Origin of the sequence: Paenibacillus macerans, from assembly GCF_900454495.1 — a bacterium.
Classification (GTDB): domain Bacteria; phylum Bacillota; class Bacilli; order Paenibacillales; family Paenibacillaceae; genus Fontibacillus; species Fontibacillus macerans.
This window is the reverse complement of the sequence record NZ_UGSI01000002.1, coordinates 1,472,229-1,488,668: the sequence shown is the minus strand read 5'-3', so window position 1 is coordinate 1,488,668 and position 16,440 is coordinate 1,472,229. Positions and strand designations below refer to the sequence as shown.

At 53.2% G+C, this 16,440-nt stretch carries 8 protein-coding genes; 2 read left to right on the top strand and 6 right to left on the bottom strand.

The features are described from left to right. Positions 1–7: 7 nt before the first annotated feature. From DYE26_RS29885 to DYE26_RS29870, 4 genes are all read right to left on the bottom strand, one after another. A complete protein-coding gene (locus DYE26_RS29885; RefSeq protein WP_036620147.1) occupies positions 8–5,926 on the bottom strand; it encodes an S-layer homology domain-containing protein in 5,919 nt (1,972 codons plus the stop codon). A gap of 849 nt (positions 5,927–6,775) precedes the next feature. Continuing rightward, positions 6,776–7,555 (bottom strand): succinate dehydrogenase iron-sulfur subunit, encoded by a 780-nt coding sequence (gene sdhB / locus DYE26_RS29880; RefSeq protein WP_036627639.1) that lies wholly within the window; start codon positions 7,553–7,555, stop codon positions 6,776–6,778. Between the two features lie 18 nt (positions 7,556–7,573). Further along, on the bottom strand, positions 7,574–9,319 hold the full coding sequence (sdhA, locus tag DYE26_RS29875; RefSeq protein ID WP_036620146.1) for a succinate dehydrogenase flavoprotein subunit: 1,746 nt from the start codon (positions 9,317–9,319) through the stop codon (positions 7,574–7,576). A gap of 107 nt (positions 9,320–9,426) precedes the next feature. After that, positions 9,427–10,098 (bottom strand): succinate dehydrogenase cytochrome b558 subunit, encoded by a 672-nt coding sequence (locus DYE26_RS29870; RefSeq protein ID WP_036620144.1) that lies wholly within the window; start codon positions 10,096–10,098, stop codon positions 9,427–9,429. Positions 10,099–10,475: 377 nt separating this feature from the next. Between DYE26_RS29870 and DYE26_RS29865 the strand changes: the two genes are divergently transcribed. Next, on the top strand, positions 10,476–11,387 hold the full coding sequence (locus DYE26_RS29865) for a LysR family transcriptional regulator (protein WP_036620140.1): 912 nt from the start codon (positions 10,476–10,478) through the stop codon (positions 11,385–11,387). A 110-nt stretch (positions 11,388–11,497) separates the two neighbouring features. After that, on the top strand, positions 11,498–14,398 hold the full coding sequence (locus DYE26_RS29860; RefSeq protein WP_036620137.1) for an S-layer homology domain-containing protein: 2,901 nt from the start codon (positions 11,498–11,500) through the stop codon (positions 14,396–14,398). Positions 14,399–14,466: 68 nt separating this feature from the next. Here the strand turns inward: DYE26_RS29860 and DYE26_RS29855 are convergent, their stop codons facing one another. Next, on the bottom strand, positions 14,467–15,714 hold the full coding sequence (locus DYE26_RS29855) for a cation:proton antiporter (protein WP_036620135.1): 1,248 nt from the start codon (positions 15,712–15,714) through the stop codon (positions 14,467–14,469). A gap of 61 nt (positions 15,715–15,775) precedes the next feature. Beyond that, a complete protein-coding gene (locus DYE26_RS29850; RefSeq protein WP_036620132.1) occupies positions 15,776–16,438 on the bottom strand; it encodes a potassium channel family protein in 663 nt (220 codons plus the stop codon). Positions 16,439–16,440: the final 2 nt, after the last annotated feature.

Here is a 16,440-nt window from a genome sequence, read left to right as displayed (position 1 = left end):
AAAAGAGTTATTCCAATGAAATGGCTTCTCTGCTTTTAATAAGATAATTGTAAATGACCTGCGCCGCCATCGCCCGGTTAGTAAAGCGCTGCGGAGAAAGACGGCCGTCGCCGGTTCCCTGCATCAGGCCGGTCCCCAGCATATCGTTGATGGCTGATTGCGCATAATCGGCAATATCTCCGGCATCGCTAAAGCTCCGAGCCGTACTTGGGTTATCCGCCGGCAGCTCGGTTCCCGCCGCTGCCATGATAGAATGAAGAATCACGGCCATATCCTGGCGGGTAATTTTCGCTTCCGGCCTGAACCGGTTATCCCCTGTTCCCTTAACCAGTCCCATGCTCTTTGCAGCCGCCAAATACGGGCTGTAATACCGGTTGCCTGCGTCCGCGAAATTGCTTGCGTCCTCGCCTGCCGCCGGCTCCATTCCGAAAGCGTTCATGGTCATCACGAGAAACTCCGCGCGGCTAATGTCGCTTCGCGGCAGAAAACGTCCTTCCCCGCTTCCCTTGACGACGTCCCTTGCCGACAGGTAATTAACGGCTTGGGCATACCAGCTTGAAGGGCTCACATCCTGATAGGATACCGTCTTGCCCCCAAGGACAAAATGGCCCAACCGGCCGGTATGAAATACTGCCGCCTGCAAATCCTTGTTGTAATGACTGTTCAGCACCGCTTTTGCCGGGCCGCCTGCGTCAATTTCCCACACCGCAAGACCGTCGGTCTGCTCGTGTTCACCAGGAGTATAAGGAACGGACACCGCAACATCCGCCACGCTCCCTTGCCAGTCGATGTCCTTGCCGTCCATGCGCAGCGCCAGCTCGATGGCCGGTCTGCCGCCGATCAGCCCCAGCATTTCCGGCGATAATCCGGCCGGAACGCCGGGACGGACAACCAGTTCCACGATCGGACCGGCCGTACCGGTACGGCTCAGCATCTCCGCGGGCAGAGTCACGCGGGCATGCGGCGTAACAAGCTCAATCCGGCTCCGTCCATCCGTTTCGCTGAAGAAGGCGGACGGAAGCTGCGTGATAATTTCGCCGTCGAAACGGTTGCCGCTGTCGCTCAGTACAACGGACACCTTTTTAACCCCTCTTGCGTCTGCGCCGGCATTGGAAAAGGCTGCGCTGAGCTCCTCTTCAGTGATGGAGACAACAGCCTTGTTTCCGTCGATAGCCGCTTGAGCAATGATCGTGCCGGAGCCGGATGGAGCAGGCTTGACATTGCCCGCTGAGCTAACGGCCCCACCGCTGCCCGTGCTTCCGGAACTTTTTCCGTGATTTCCGTTTCCACTACCGCCGTTGCCTCTGTCGTCATCATCGTCGTCGTCATCATCGTTGTTGCCGCCCGGAACCGTTGGGGTAGTTCCATTATTGACTGTAGTAAAGCGGTAAATCGGGCTGCGCGTCGAGGCGCCGTATTCGTCCGTAATGTCCATGTACCAATAATAGGTTTTGCCTGGCGCAAGCCCGTTCCACGGCACGGAAGCAACATCGCCGGAGATTACTCCCTTTTGCTCCCCGATCAGCGCATCTTTGTACACATTAACCGCAAAATAATCGGTAGCCACCCGTTTTTGGATATCCCTGAACGCAAATGGCTCCGTAAAGTCCTCGGTCGCATCATCGAAGAAATTATAGTCATCCAGATACGGCGAATAGGTATCCACATCCAGCGTACCCGCTGCCGGATCAAACTTCAGAAGCCGGAGATAGCCGTTGCCGCCGTTTGGCCCTCCCTGATAGTCCGCCAGCATCTCGATCACCTGTCTGCTTGTACCGTCCGGATGCGTCACCGTCTTCACGACCCGTTTAGCCGCATGATAATGTCCGCTCAGCACAAGCTGTACATTTTTATTGGGCGCGATCACCTGATCGAATACATTTTGCGCCATATTGGATAAGGTACCGTTGGATTCCAGATAAGCGTGCATGCCGACGACCGCAATCCGGTCCGCATGCTTTCGCAGTACTTCGTTGGCCCACGCCACGGTCTCCGGCGTATCCTCCAAGCCAAAGCCAATGTAAAGGAAAATAAAATCATGGCCGCCGAACGAAAACAGGTCATAGTGATTCCGGTTGTTGTCCATTTCCCCGCCGTACCAAGGATTATCCTTATACCGGTCGGCTCCTGCATATTTGCCGTAATAAGAATAATTGACACCGTCGATGATGACATCGTGATTGCCTGCAAGGACTCCGTACGGCACGCCCGCGTCATCCAGCTTTTTCAGGTTGCGGTCGGCTACCGCCCACTGCCGCTCATCGTTCGCAACGTTGACGATATCGCCCGTATGAATGGCGTAAGCAAAAGTGCCTTTTTTATACTCTTCGGAAATCCAGTCGCCCAGCCTGTCAAAAATTTCGGGGTAGGACTCGGCATAATACTGCGTATCCGTAAACCACAGAATCGTAAAAGGATCGTTGGCGCCCTTGACCTCATCCTGCACCATGGCCTGAATCCGCCCGTCACGGACATACCGTCCGGCCTCAATTTCGGCGGTCAGGATGATATCGGCCCCGGCGTTCTGGCCGGTCTCCGCTTTCAGCGCAGTCCACTTGCCCGCATCGTAATCCCAGGCATACAAGGTTACAATGCGTCCGGGCAGAGTCCGGCCCTTCCAATAGACCTCCACCTTGTCCGCGGGTTGAATCTCTTCCTTCAATTCAATTTCAAAGCGGTGGTACGGAAATCCGGAGTCGGTGTCCGTTACGAGATACTCTCCGTCCGCAAAGGCGATCTCACCGGCCTCGGCCGCTCCGATTTCAGTCTCGCCGTCCGGGTTCAGCACCAACGGAGGCTCACGGTCCGCAACATCGGTATAGCCGCTGATTCCCTCCGGTCTGGCAAAATCGTATTTGTCCCCTTGAAGGAAGCGGACATCCATGGCATCGCCGCCAGGATCGCTGACATTGGCCCGGAGTCTGGCGTTCGTCGGCACTTTGTCCGTAAAGTCAGCCGGCGATACCTCGCCGGGCGCAAGCGGCTTCTCGTCCTCGATTTGGAATGATTTTTCCAGGACGGCCGTGTTCCCCGCTCCATCGTAGACGGTCACCTTCAGCCGGTGCTCGCCTGCGCTCAGCAGAGTCGAGGATGAATCATACGGCAATTCAACGGCTTTTCCGTCAAGTTCGGCTTCAATTTTGCCTACGCCGCTCAAATTGTCCGAAGCCAGCACATTCAGCGTAAACGGCCCCTTGAGAAACATGGAGTTTTCCAGCAGCTGTCCGTCACCGTAAGAAATCCCCTCAATCACCGGCGCCGTGTTGTCCACCATAACCTGAACAGCGTCGATCTCCTGTCCGCCGATCGTCATCGTCAACGGATAAACTCCGTCCTGGACGGCTGCAGTGTCCAATTCGGCATACCGGGCCGTGAATTTGTCGTCCGGGACCGGGAAATGAAAATCGCTGATCATCGGTTTGTTGGGGTTGCTCCCATAATCCGCGTCGCCGAAGCCGTAATACGTGTCTTCTCTGTAATCCACGGTGGTTTGCGTCAGGTTCCCCAAATAGTTCAATACCTTATCGGGCTTAACAACGCTGCCGTCCGGCAGCACCAGGTGAACATTTTTCACCTCAAAGTCATCATGATTGTTGCTGCCGAACACCTTGTCATGATCCTTTAATTGATAAGGCGCGTTTTCGTTGCCGGTATGCACCGAAACGACGGTGCCGGTCACAAACAGATCCGCCGGCATGTCGAACATGGACCAGGCGTCATTGGTGTATTTCGGCAGAATGCGGCTGAAGAAGCTCGGTTCCCCTGCCGGGTCCAGCGCGCTGACCGAAGCCTGATAGATTTGGTCGACGCCGCGGGTCTGCATGCCTAGGCTTGCTTTGCCCGGCAATGTTTTGCGCAGGGGCACCGGCTGGCCGTTAAAAAGGACCTCGATGCTCTCGGCAGCCTGACGGCCGTACGCATAGAAGGAAGCTTTTCCTTTCAGCATGCTTCCGCCCTCTATGGATAAGCCCGGGTCCGGAAGCTCAGTGCCTGTCCCGCTCTCATTTACGGTCAGCATGCCGCCTCTGGAATTATAAGGCACTCTTGTCCGGTTGCCCGCAGCATCCGCCGCATCGATGATATAACGGTAAACGCCCGGCTCATCGAACGACAGACTGCCTTTATAGATATACTTGCCTCCGTCCTCTCCTGTCAGCGTAAGAGGCTGCGTGCCCGTGAACAGCATCGGCTCCTCCGTTGACGCTCCATACAAGATTTGGGCGGAAGCCAGCGGTTCGTCGCTCGTTACCGTAGCGTTGTAGGCCTGGCCTTTTCCCAGATTGTATACGGTCTGCTCGTGCTGCAGCGTAGGCGCGACCATATCCACACCGTCCACGGCCGGCACTTGACCAGGATCAATGCTGCCGGGATTGGCGTACATCCGGTTATCCAACCTCACCATAGCCGTTCCGGTTAGCGGGTACGCATAGCGGATCACCGCATTGCGGACATCGTTTACGAGACGGTCCGGGCTGCCGGTGGCGGTTGAATCATACCAGGCTTCCACTATGTACTGGTCCGGAGCGTCCGGGGATGACAGGGCCAGCCCGCGGTGCGTAGCGTTCGGAAGATTGAAGTCCGAAGGCTGCGAATTGTCGTAAAAAATAATGTCGCTGTCCGCCAGCGTACTGTTGAAATGCAGGTTGAAATCGGCGGTTGTGGTATAGCCTTTGCCGTTGGCCACCGCTTCCTTGGCAAACCAGATGACGGCCGCGCTGTAGGGCTCAATGCTGGTGTGCTGCGGAATGACCCATTTCTTCGGAGCCGTCGTTCCCGGATAAAGGTACCATAGCGTGTAATCTTTCAAGTCAAGAGTTTGAGCGGAATTATTGTATAACTCCAGATACTCGTACTGGTTCCCGCTTCCATACCGGTAATCGCCGGCAGGATTCGGCAGAAGCTCGGTGATCAAAATGCGGGGAATATCCGCATCGGACACTTCTCCGGTAAGGACGGTCTCATATTCCGGAGATCTGGCCCACTCGATGCCGTCGCCCGCCTCCAGCACATAGTACAGCTTGTCCCCTCCAAGGCGGGCCGAAGGAATTTCGCCGGCAAACAAGCCGCTTCCCCGGTCTTCCATCGGCAGCTCGCTGTAAGAACCGTTCGCCGCCGTTTTATAATACAGCTTGACGGTAAGCGAATCCCCATCCTCATCGTACACGCCGGCCGTCACGGTTAAGGGCCGGGACCGGTCCGCCGTTGCGATTGGCGTATGATCGATTTGGGGAATGCGATTGTTTGTTGCCGTGAGCTGCGCAGGCTCGACCCGGCCGGCCGATGGAGCCGCTTCCCGGGCCAACGGGACCATCGCCGTTCCGCGCGAAGGAAGCTGCAGATGCACGCTCTTTCCGTCACCGACATCGTCGGCGGTGTAGTAATACTCACTGATGACCACGGAGGCATCCCCTTTGCGGGTAATGAGAAGTCCCCGGTCCGTATTGTTTAATCCGTCCTGCCCCTTGAGCACATAAACCGGCACGTTATCCGGCACGGAATGATACTGCCTGAAATCGGCTGCGGTCAGATTGGCGGCCGCCCCGGTAATGGAGGAGCTTGTCCGCTTCACCCACAGTACCGCCGGGCTATCTGCCGGAATAACTACGGTATTCGGATCATCGTATACCGTATCGGTTACCGTCAGATTTTTGACGCCGCTGTTGTAGTTATACCGAATTGCATATTCCTCGTTGAAGGCCAGAGGCTGACCGGAGCGATTGTAGATCTCTACATACTCGAACAGGTCCGCCCCGCCCGCTCCCTCAATTACATTCTGATTGGATTTGTCATCCGGGTAAATCTCGGAGATAAATATTTTCATTTCATCTGATGCATCCGCCTTCGCCGGCACAATGATACCGGTAAAGTTAAAGCTGGACATCAGCATGCCGCACGCTAAAACAGCGGCTATCACCTTCTTTTTCATGAGTTCCTCCTTGTTAGTCTTTATCCTAATAAAGACTAAAGGCAAAAGGTAAGCTGAATATGAAATGTATTCATAGGTTTTGTAAATATACAGATTGAAATACGAAAAACGCCTTATGATAAAATTGTTCAGTTACGCTGAAAATTTATCTCGTTCAGTAGTTATAGTAAAGGGGGCTCCCCACCCGAGTGTACCTGCTGCCTGCTCCGGCTTTCTTTGTCCATTGTTGAATGAAATAGCTGCAAAATGTACATTTACTTATCCGGAAATGCTGCCACAGCACTTGATTAAGTGTAAAACCCGCAGTTATTCTGCTATCTTTTACAGAAGAGGCAAAGAAGCGAGGAAAACATTGTATGAAATGCAATTAAACGAATGATTGAGTAAAGAATGTAAAGTTAGTTGTATGATTTGCAATTAGTGGTTAGTGCCAAGCGGTCAAGCACACTTTTACCACCCATCCGGCCAAATCTGCGGACGCTAACGGCACTAGCGTTGCATCAAATCCGATCTGACAAGATATATTTTCTAGCCACACCAATAATCTAGCGGATGCCACAAGCGCTATTTGTTCCAAAAACGCGGATTTAAAATTGTAACGGTTGCCATCGTGCTTATTTCACTGAAATCCGGCTATTTTTGCTTAGATTCAGGCAAATAACGACGCTCATAACCGTTAGAATTTAGAAAGGGCCTTTTTTCGGAAAATAGCCGCTGCTGCAACCGTTAGATTTCCGGGAAGCTTGCACGGGAAGCTTCCCGGAAATCTTGGAAATATTATTAATAATAAAGCAGGGGAACCACTCTCATGGCTCCCCTGCTTTATTATAATACCTATAAATAATTCCCCTATTCCGTCAGCCAACGCTTAAACATACGCTTCGTGGTGTCCCGGTTCATCTCGGCGATCGAAGTGGTCAGCGGGATGCCTTTCGGGCAGGCGCGAACGCAGTTTTGCGAGTTGCCGCAGCCTTCGATGCCGCCGTCTTCCATCAGCGCGTCCAAGCGCTCGTCGGCGTTCATGGCGCCGGTCGGGTGCGCGTTGAACAGGCGCACTTGGGAAATGGCCGCCGGGCCGATGAAGTCCGTTTTCTCGTTGACGTTCGGACAAGCCTCCAGGCAGACGCCGCAGGTCATGCACTTCGACAGCTCATACGCCCATTGGCGTTTTTTCTCCGGCATGCGCGGACCCGGCCCCAAATCGTACGTACCGTCGATCGGAATCCACGCTTTCACCCGCTTCAGAGCGTTAAACATCCGGCTGCGGTCGATCACCAAATCGCGCACGACCGGGAACGTCCGCATCGGTTCGATGCGCACCGGCTGCTCCAGTTGATCGATCAGCGCCGCGCATGCCTGGCGCGGTTTGCCGTTGATGACCATCGAGCAGGCGCCGCAAACCTCCTCCAGACAGTTCGACTCCCAGCATACCGGAGCGGTGTGCTCGCCCTTCTGGTTTACCGGGTTGCGCTGAATTTCCATCAAAGCGCTGATCACGTTCATGTTCGGCCGATAGTCCAGCTCAAACTCCTCGGTATAAGGCTGGGAGTTCGGGTCGTCCTGGCGCGTAATGATGAATTTGACTTTTTTGCCTGACTTTTGTTTTACGGCTGCTTCCGTTTCCGCCATCGCCATGGCTATCCCCTCCTATTTATCCTTCGAGTAATCGCGAATCCGCGGCGGGATCAAAGAGACGTCCACGTCCTCATACGAGATTTGCGGGCCGTCCGGCGTCCATGTCGCTTTCGTCGTCTTCAAAAATTCCTCGTCGTTCCGGTTCGGGAAATCCGGTTTATAATGCGCGCCCCGGCTTTCGTTGCGCAGCAGCGCGCCCAGCGTCATCGCTTCGGCCAGCTCCAGCATGTTCCACAGCTGACGGGTAAACGCGGCCCCGGCATTGTTCCAGCGAGACGTATCGTTGATGTTGATTTTCTTGTAGCGTTCCTTCAGTTCCTTAATCTTGTTGATCGTCGCTTCGAGCCGGTCGTTGTAACGGACGACCGTCATGTTGTCCGTCATCCATTCGCCCAGCTCTTTATGAAGAACGTAGGCGTTCTCCGACCCGTTCATGTTCAGCAGGCCTTCGAATTTGTCCTCCTGCGCTTTGCGATAGCGATCGAACACGTCCGGACGGATGTCGTCGGCCGATTTTTTCAAGCCGCGGATATATTCCACCGCTTTCGGTCCGGCCACCATGCCGCCGTAGATGGCGGAGACCAGCGAATTGGCCCCGAGCCGGTTCGCGCCGTGGTATTGATATTCGCATTCCCCTGCCGCAAACAACCCGGGAATGTTGGTCATTTGATTGTAATCGACCCACATGCCGCCCATCGAGTAATGGACCGCCGGGAAGATTTTCATCGGAATTTTGCGCGGATCGTCGCCCATGAATTTTTCATAGATTTCAATGATGCCGCCGAGCTTGACGTCCAGTTCCTTCGGGTCCTTATGCGACAAATCGAGATACACCATGTTTTCGCCGTTAATGCCCAGCTTCTGATCAACGCAAACGTGGAAAATTTCCCGGGTGGCGATGTCGCGGGGCACCAGGTTGCCGTAAGCCGGGTATTTTTCCTCGAGGAAGTACCACGGTTTGCCGTCTTTGTACGTCCAAATCCGTCCGCCTTCGCCCCGCGCCGACTCCGACATCAGCCGCAGCTTGTCGTCCCCCGGAATCGCCGTCGGGTGAATTTGGATGAACTCGCCGTTGGCGTAATGGACACCCTGCTGGTATACCGCGCTGGCGGCCGTGCCGGTGTTGATCACCGAGTTGGTCGTTTTGCCGAAAATAATCCCCGGTCCGCCCGTCGCCAAAATCACCGCGTCGGAAGCGAACGTTACGATTTCCATGGAACGCAGGTTTTGCGCGGTAATGCCGCGGCATACGCCATCATCGTCCAGCACGACCGAAAGGAATTCCCAGTTCTCGTATTTCGTGACCAGCCCCGCCGCTTCATGACGGCGCACCTGCTCGTCGAGGGCGTACAGCAACTGCTGTCCCGTCGTCGCTCCGGCAAAAGCGGTCCGGTGATGCTTGGTCCCGCCGAACCGGCGGAAATCCAGCAAGCCTTCCGGGGTGCGGTTGAACATAACGCCCATCCGGTCCATCAGGTGAATGATGCCGGGCGCCGCTTCGCACATCGCTTTGACCGGCGGCTGGTTGGCCAGAAAGTCTCCGCCGTATACCGTATCGTCGAAATGCTCCCATGGGGAGTCGCCTTCGCCTTTCGTGTTCACGGCCCCGTTAATGCCGCCCTGCGCGCACACCGAGTGGGAACGTTTCACCGGCACAAGCGAAAACAGATGCACCGGCACGCCCGCCTCGGCCGATTTGATCGTAGCCATCAGCCCGGCCAGACCGCCGCCAACGACAATTACGCTTTGTTTAGCCATTGTATTTCAACTCCTAAAAGTTTTGTATAGCGTTACGATTTGCTATGCTCCCCAAAATATCGCGATATCGCCGCCAAAAATCATAATCTTCGTCCTTACGCCAGCAGTTACGCCAGCAGCGCCTTCGCCGACTCCAGCAAAGCCGTTCCTTCCGCCTGGAATTCGGCCCCGCGGAAAGCGAACAGCGAGCCGACGAACATCAGCGCGACGATCACGAACAGCCCCATGCAGATGTATGAGGAAACGCGCTGCGCGCGCGGGCCGACGGTGATGCCCCAGCTGACCATAAACGACCATAACCCGTTGGCGAAATGGAAGGACGCCGCCACGACCGAAATCAGATACAATAGGAAGAAAACCGGCTGGGTAACGATGCTGTGCATAACCCCGCCAAGCTCTTCATGAGTGACATTGCCCAGCGCCACTTGAACGCGGGTTTCCCACAAATGCCAAATCACGAAGGCAAAGACGATTACACCCGAAATCCGCTGGAGCAAATACCGCAGATTCCGTTCCGTCGGGAACCGCCCGTTATTCGGCTTCGCCTGGAAGGCGATATACAATCCGTAGACACCGTGGTACAGCAGCGGCAGCCAGATGCCGAAGATCTCCAGCACCAGCACGAGCGGCAGGCTGTTCAGGAAAGCCACGCTTTCCTTAAATCCCTGGCTTCCGCCTTCCACCGCCGAAAAGTTGGTGATCATGTGTTCCAGAATGAAAAACCCCAGCGGAATGACTCCGAGCAGCGAATGAAGTTTTCTGGAATAAAACCCTTTCATAAGTGCGCGTACCCCTTTCTAGTTTCCATCTTCCCTTGAACTTGCGCATTTTCAACAATAATCGACGAATCGATTAATACAGCCCTACAGTTTGGATATGATATATCCCACAACATCAAGGCTACTTTACTATGTTACAAAAGTAACATGTGAACATCTTGTGTCACTTTTCATGTTACTCCTTTTTATCTTATAATGGAATTGCAATATAGTTATTAATAGTTATACAAAAAGCACATAAGCAGCTTTTCACATATAGCCCGGTATAGTCCGGTATAGTCCGGTATAGTCCGGTATAGTCCGATCACTTGTCCGTCAATAATCCGCGCCAATTGTCGAGCCCTATTTTTTTCTTCCCGAAAAAAGGAGGTTACCCCATGTTAGAAGAACTGCTTGTATTTACCACCGTCGTGGAGCAATCCAGTTTAAACAAAGCGTCGAAGCTGCTCAATTTGTCGCAGCCCGCACTTTCCCGAAAAATCGCAAAATTGGAGGATGAATGGGGGGTTGCGCTGTTTCACCGCAAAGGAAAACGCCTGGAGTTGACCCGTGTCGGTCAAGAGGCTTATTTGTACGCCCTGGAACAGCGGCAGCGCCATCAAAACTTTCTGCAGGCCGTCTCCCGTTTCAAAAAGGCGGAACGCACCGTCGTTACGCTGGGCGCCAGTCTGACGACCATCCAGACAACGCTGCCCCCGCTGGTCAAGGCGATGATGGACAAATTCCCGGACATCGAGCTCAAGCTCGTCACCGGGAAAACGCATGAGATCGTCTCCCACGTCCGCGACAAAAAAGTGGACATCGGCGTCGTCGCCTCCTCGATCAGCGAAGCCGGGTTAAAATGCATCCCGCTGTTTCAGGACCACCTGGAGCTTGTGGTCCCCAAGGGACATGAACTCGCATCCCCAACCCAAGACGGCCATCCCTCGATGGACGATCTGAACGGCCGGTCCATGATTATTTTCTCCAAAGGAACCTGGTACCGCCGGCTGGTCGACGACCTGTTCGGCCGCTACGGCATCGTCCCCGATGTCCGCATGGAGATCGACTCTTTCGAAGCGATCGTCCGGCTGCTGCCGATCTGCAAAGCGGCTTCCCTGCTCCCCAGATCGTACCTGCGCAGGCCGCTGCTGCGGGACAACGGGCTGGTGTCCGTGCCGATCCCCGAACTGGAGCAGACCCGTAGAGAAACTTGCCTGATTTACGGAGAGAAATCGGAGCTGACCAGCGAAACGAAAGAGTGGTTTACGCAAATTCGGGAAAGTCTGGTGGAGGAGCTGTCGCTGTAATTTTATGCGGAGAATTAACAAGTGCACAATATTTCAAATCCTTCGCAACAAGGAAGGGCAAATAGCCGATAATATAGAGTGCAGGTTATTTTTGAGAGGAGAAACGCAAAATGGAGAGAAAGCTATCAACGGGGATCATTGCAATCTTAGTACTGAATTTACTGCTTGGGGTCGCGGCGCCGGCATCAATGATACACGCCGCCGGCAGTGCTAGCGGAATTCGGATTACGATGAATCCGCAAAATGGGGCCAGCAATGTTGACCCAGCCGCAACTAAATCTATTAAGCTGCAATTTGACCGCAAGGTACAGATCAATAAGGATTCGCTTAAAGTGTCCGAAAAAGGTAAGGAACCCTTGTCCAATATCGAGACGGTCCTTAGTGATGGGAGCCCGGGGAAGGGTACGAATGAAGTTACACTGCTGCTGCCGCAGTTAAAGTATAACACGACATACGTTGTACAAGCTGAAGAAGGCAATTTTGTGGATGCGGAGAACCGGAGCATTGCCTCCCCTGCTGTTCAGTATTTTTTCACAACAAAAACCGAGACAGCCGCCGGCAGTACTAACAATACCGTCAATGCTGGTGCGGCGGAAGAGACTTCGCCATTGCAAATGTTAGGTGTGACACCACTTGGGGGAAGTACGAACATTCCCGTGGATACCGAGTTTACGATGATTTTTAATCGCAACATTAAGATTAATAACGAATCCGCCATAGTTTTTAAGAAAAAAGAAAATGATGCGCAACTGGCTGTTCAGGTTAGAGCCTCCGGTTCAGGTTTGTTTATAAAGCCTGTTCATGAGTTGGACAAGGGAAGCAGGTATTATCTGTACATTGGTGCGGGTGCCGCAGCGGATGCTCAGACAGGGGCTGTATATATGAACGGCTGGGAGGGTTTATACGAGACGGAGACGGACAAGAATAGCAGCGAGGCTCCTGTCCTTCAAAGTGGAGAGATTACGAATAATACGATTATTTTAAAATATAGCAAGCCGCTTGGCACAAATAACAGCATCGCAACGACAGGCTTCAAGGTGGTGGTTAACCAGCGGGAAAGAGAAATTTCCAAGGTATACTCTTCCGGAAGCTATCTGTATATCGAATTAGTGACAGCTATTGAAGCAAGTGATTTGGTGGAATTATCGTACACCCCGAAAGCGAGTAATAAGCTAGTCCTTAGCTCTGGGCAGGCGCTTGCGGAAATCAGCAGCTATAAGGTGAGCAATACCAGCAGTAAGTCAACATTATCATTGATAGGTATTGAGGGCAAAGGGAACACAATTACCATTACTTATAATAAAACGCTAAAAAGCAAAAAATTGAATCCAAATCAATTCATTGTGCGTGTAAATCAGTCAGAGCTGCGGATCACCCGAGTTGAAATTGCCGGCAGCCAGGTTATTTTGACTTTGGCTTCATCGCTGGCGGAGAACGATAATGTTACCGTTTCTTTTGTCGATGGTGCGGATTCAATTGAGGACTTGGACGGCATTTATGGGAGCTATTACATTGATTATGTTGTAAAAGGCAAGGCTAGCACAGGATCAGAGCCGCCAGCTGCACAAGGCATGCCGTCCTTTGTAACGGCGATTTCCAGCTCTAACTTCGGACTTGGCGGTTATCTGCTAAATCTAAGTACGGCTAAGTCATCAAGCAGTGTATCGGTTGGCGGGCAAAATATCTCAAGATATACAATCGGCGCAGCACAACTGCAAGAAGCCATTAAATTCTTGATCTCCATAAATACGAATAAAAGCAAACGCGAACCGTTAATTTTTGAGGTGCCGGCGACGGAGAAAGCCGCTGAGGTGGCTATCCCGCTTGGCGCACTGTATGAAGGTTACAATCGCGGTAAGCTTGTTTCATTTTCAATTAAATACAATGAAACGATGTATGAGCTGCCGGTCGAGGAGATTCCGTTTGCGCAAATTGCCAAGTCCTTGAATAACGGGACACTAAGTGTAGATTCTTTAAATACGCTGTACTTGATTATTCAACTGGAATTTGTTTCGCCTGACCAGATTTCCATACCGATGACTATAAATGGGGTTTACGTGAACCAGGCAAGCAATCCTATACGCATTAGAATCATTGTGGTTTCTGAATCAGATGCGTCTAATCTTAACGCGGCTACCCATTTGTTTAATATTTCTCATGCAGGGAAGCTTTATTTGCGCATTACCGGCAGTAAGGTAACATCTGCAAATGCAACGTTAGTGAAATACGACACAGTCAACAAGACGATCATTCCAATTCCGTCTAAAATTTCCGCAAGCAACGGGACGCTGGTATTTAGCGGAAATCCTGGCGGCAATCCAGCGAATAGCGGAGCCGGGGCATCCGGTTCGGGATCTGCCTCCGGACAAGCGGGGTCAGGATCGTCCAATGCGGGGGCGGAATCAGCAGCTTCAGGCGGCCTGATCGTTGGCCCAGCTTCAGGTACTGCTAATTATGGGGACACCGGGAAGCATTGGGCAAAAGCGGATATTGATGAGCTGACCTCGAAATTTGTAGTCAGTCCACGTAAAAGCGATTCTAACGCATTTGAGCCTGACCGGAATATTACGCGTGCAGAGTTCGCGGAGTACATCGCCAAAGCGCTGGGACTAGGCACAGATATAAAGGAAGCGCAGGTTTATCCGGACGTGAAGCTCGATACGCGCGGGGGCTACATAGGCGCTGCCAGCAAGGCCGGGATCATTACAGGATACCCTGACGGGAAATTCAGACCGGATCAGTATATTACCCGTGAGGAAATGGCTTTGATGATGGTGCGTGCCCTGAATTATGGCAAATATGAGCCTACCTTAAACGGCACACCGGCACAGGCTTTGAAGAAGTTTAAGGATGCCTCCAAGATTCGTTATCAAGAAGCTGTAGCCAAAACAGTAAAGGCCGGCGTTATCCAGGGGGTGACGACAAATACCTTCCAGCCTCAGGGGAACGCAACACGCTCTCAAGCGACGGTAATGATCAAGCGGGTGTTGGATAAGCTGAATTTGGAATAGCTGAATCTGACGAGCTAATTTAGAGCCTTCAAGTTAGACTATTGAAAACTAAAACCGCCACCCAAGCCTTACGGCTTTCCGGTGGCGGTTTCTTTGACTTCCAAACCGAGTTTTTTGGCGACCCAGCCGGTGGTGCTCGCTTGAATGATGATCGTCAGCACAATCGCCATAAAAGCCAGCCCGGTAATCACGTTGGAATGAGCGATTCCCATCCCCGCAATCATGCCGGACAAGGCGGCCGGGATCACCCCGGTTTCGCGCACCCAGCACATGAACAGCAGCTCGCGCCACGTCCACTTCACCTTGCGGTCGGGCCAGGCGCACAGCAGCACCGACAGCGGGCGGGCCACAAACATCAAGATCAGCACCGCCGCCAGGCTTGGCCAGAAAAATTGCCCGAGCGTGGCAAAATTCACTTGGCTGCCCAGCAGCACAAAGATCAGCATGCGCATCATAACCGTCATATTTTCAGCGAAAGAGCTCATTTCCACATGATTGTCTTTCAGGGACAAACCGAACGTTTCGGCATTTCCCCAGATCACCCCGGCGACAAACGTAGCCATAAACCCGCTGACATGCAGCAAATCGGCGATCAAGTATGAGGATAACGCGCAGACCGTCATGACGATTGTGGAATAGTCGCGAAAATAGCCGTGGCGGGCATGTCCCGCCAAATAAGTCAGTATGCCCGAGATAATCAGTCCGGCAAGAATTCCGCCGAGCGCGGTTTTGACAAACTCCCAGGACATGGCGCCAACGTCCAGCGCCCCGCCGCCGGCCACCGCGGCCAGCAGCGAAAACGTCAAGATCGAGCCGGTAGCGTCGTTAAACGCCGATTCGCTCTCCACCGTCTCGCGGACCCGCTCCTTGATTTTTACCTGCTTGAATACCGGAATGATCGAAGCCGGATCGGTGGAGGCGATGACCGCCGCGGCCAAAAAAGCAAAAATCCAATCAACGCCGAACAAGTAATGAACACCCACGCCCATGACGATCGTCGAAATCACCACGCCCGGTACGCTGAGCAGCGATAACGTAATCCATACGTTGCGAAGCCCGCTCAGCCGCAAATTCCGCCCGCCGTCAAACAAAATCAGCGCCGACCCGACCGTTAATATCAATTGATTGATCAGCGATCCGCTTTGTTCATGAATCAGCCCAAGCCCCGGACCGAGCAGCATCCCGACGGCGATGAACACCGCCACATCCGGCAGCCTTAGCCATGCCGCCAGTTTGCCCGATACTACGCCAACGCTGATAACGAATAAAATTAAGATCAGAAAATGATGTATCGCTTCGGTTACAGCCGATTCCATTCCGCCACATCCCAACCATCCAAAGTGAACCAACTCTTTTTTCTTAATAACCCGATAATAATTACTCGTTAATGACTTCCTCGAACTCTTCGATATTTTTCTTCGATCCGATGATGACCATAATGTCCCCTTCTTGCAGCTGATCCATGGCGGTAGGCGCCACCAGGATGCTTCCGTCGCGATGAATGGCCACGATGCTGCAGCCGAAACGGGCGCGCGGGTTAATGTCGCCCAGGTTTTTCCGGTCAAGGCAAGCGGGAACGTTCATTTCCACGATGCTGTATTCCTTGGACAATTCGATGTAATCCAGCAGATTTGGAGTCACGAGCTGATGCGCCACGCGGACGCCCATATCCCGTTCCGGAAAAATAACCCGGTCCACGCCAAGCTTTTGCAGCGCGCGGCCGTGCAAGACGGAGAGCGCCTTGGCGACCACGGTTTTGATCCCCAAGTCCTTGAGCAAAATCGCCGCCAAAATACTCATCTGAATATCGTTACCGATCGCGACGATCCCGCAGTCGAAGTTGCGGACGCCCAGCGATTTCAGCACTTCCTCGTCCGTGGCGTCCGCCACGACGGCATGCGTCAGCTGGTCGCTCAATTCGTTTACCACCTCTTCGTCCCGGTCGATCCCGAGCACCTCATACCCGAGGTCCATCAACTCCAGAGCCAGGCTGGAGCCGAACCGGCCCAGTCCGATGACTACAAACTGCTGCATTTTCATGT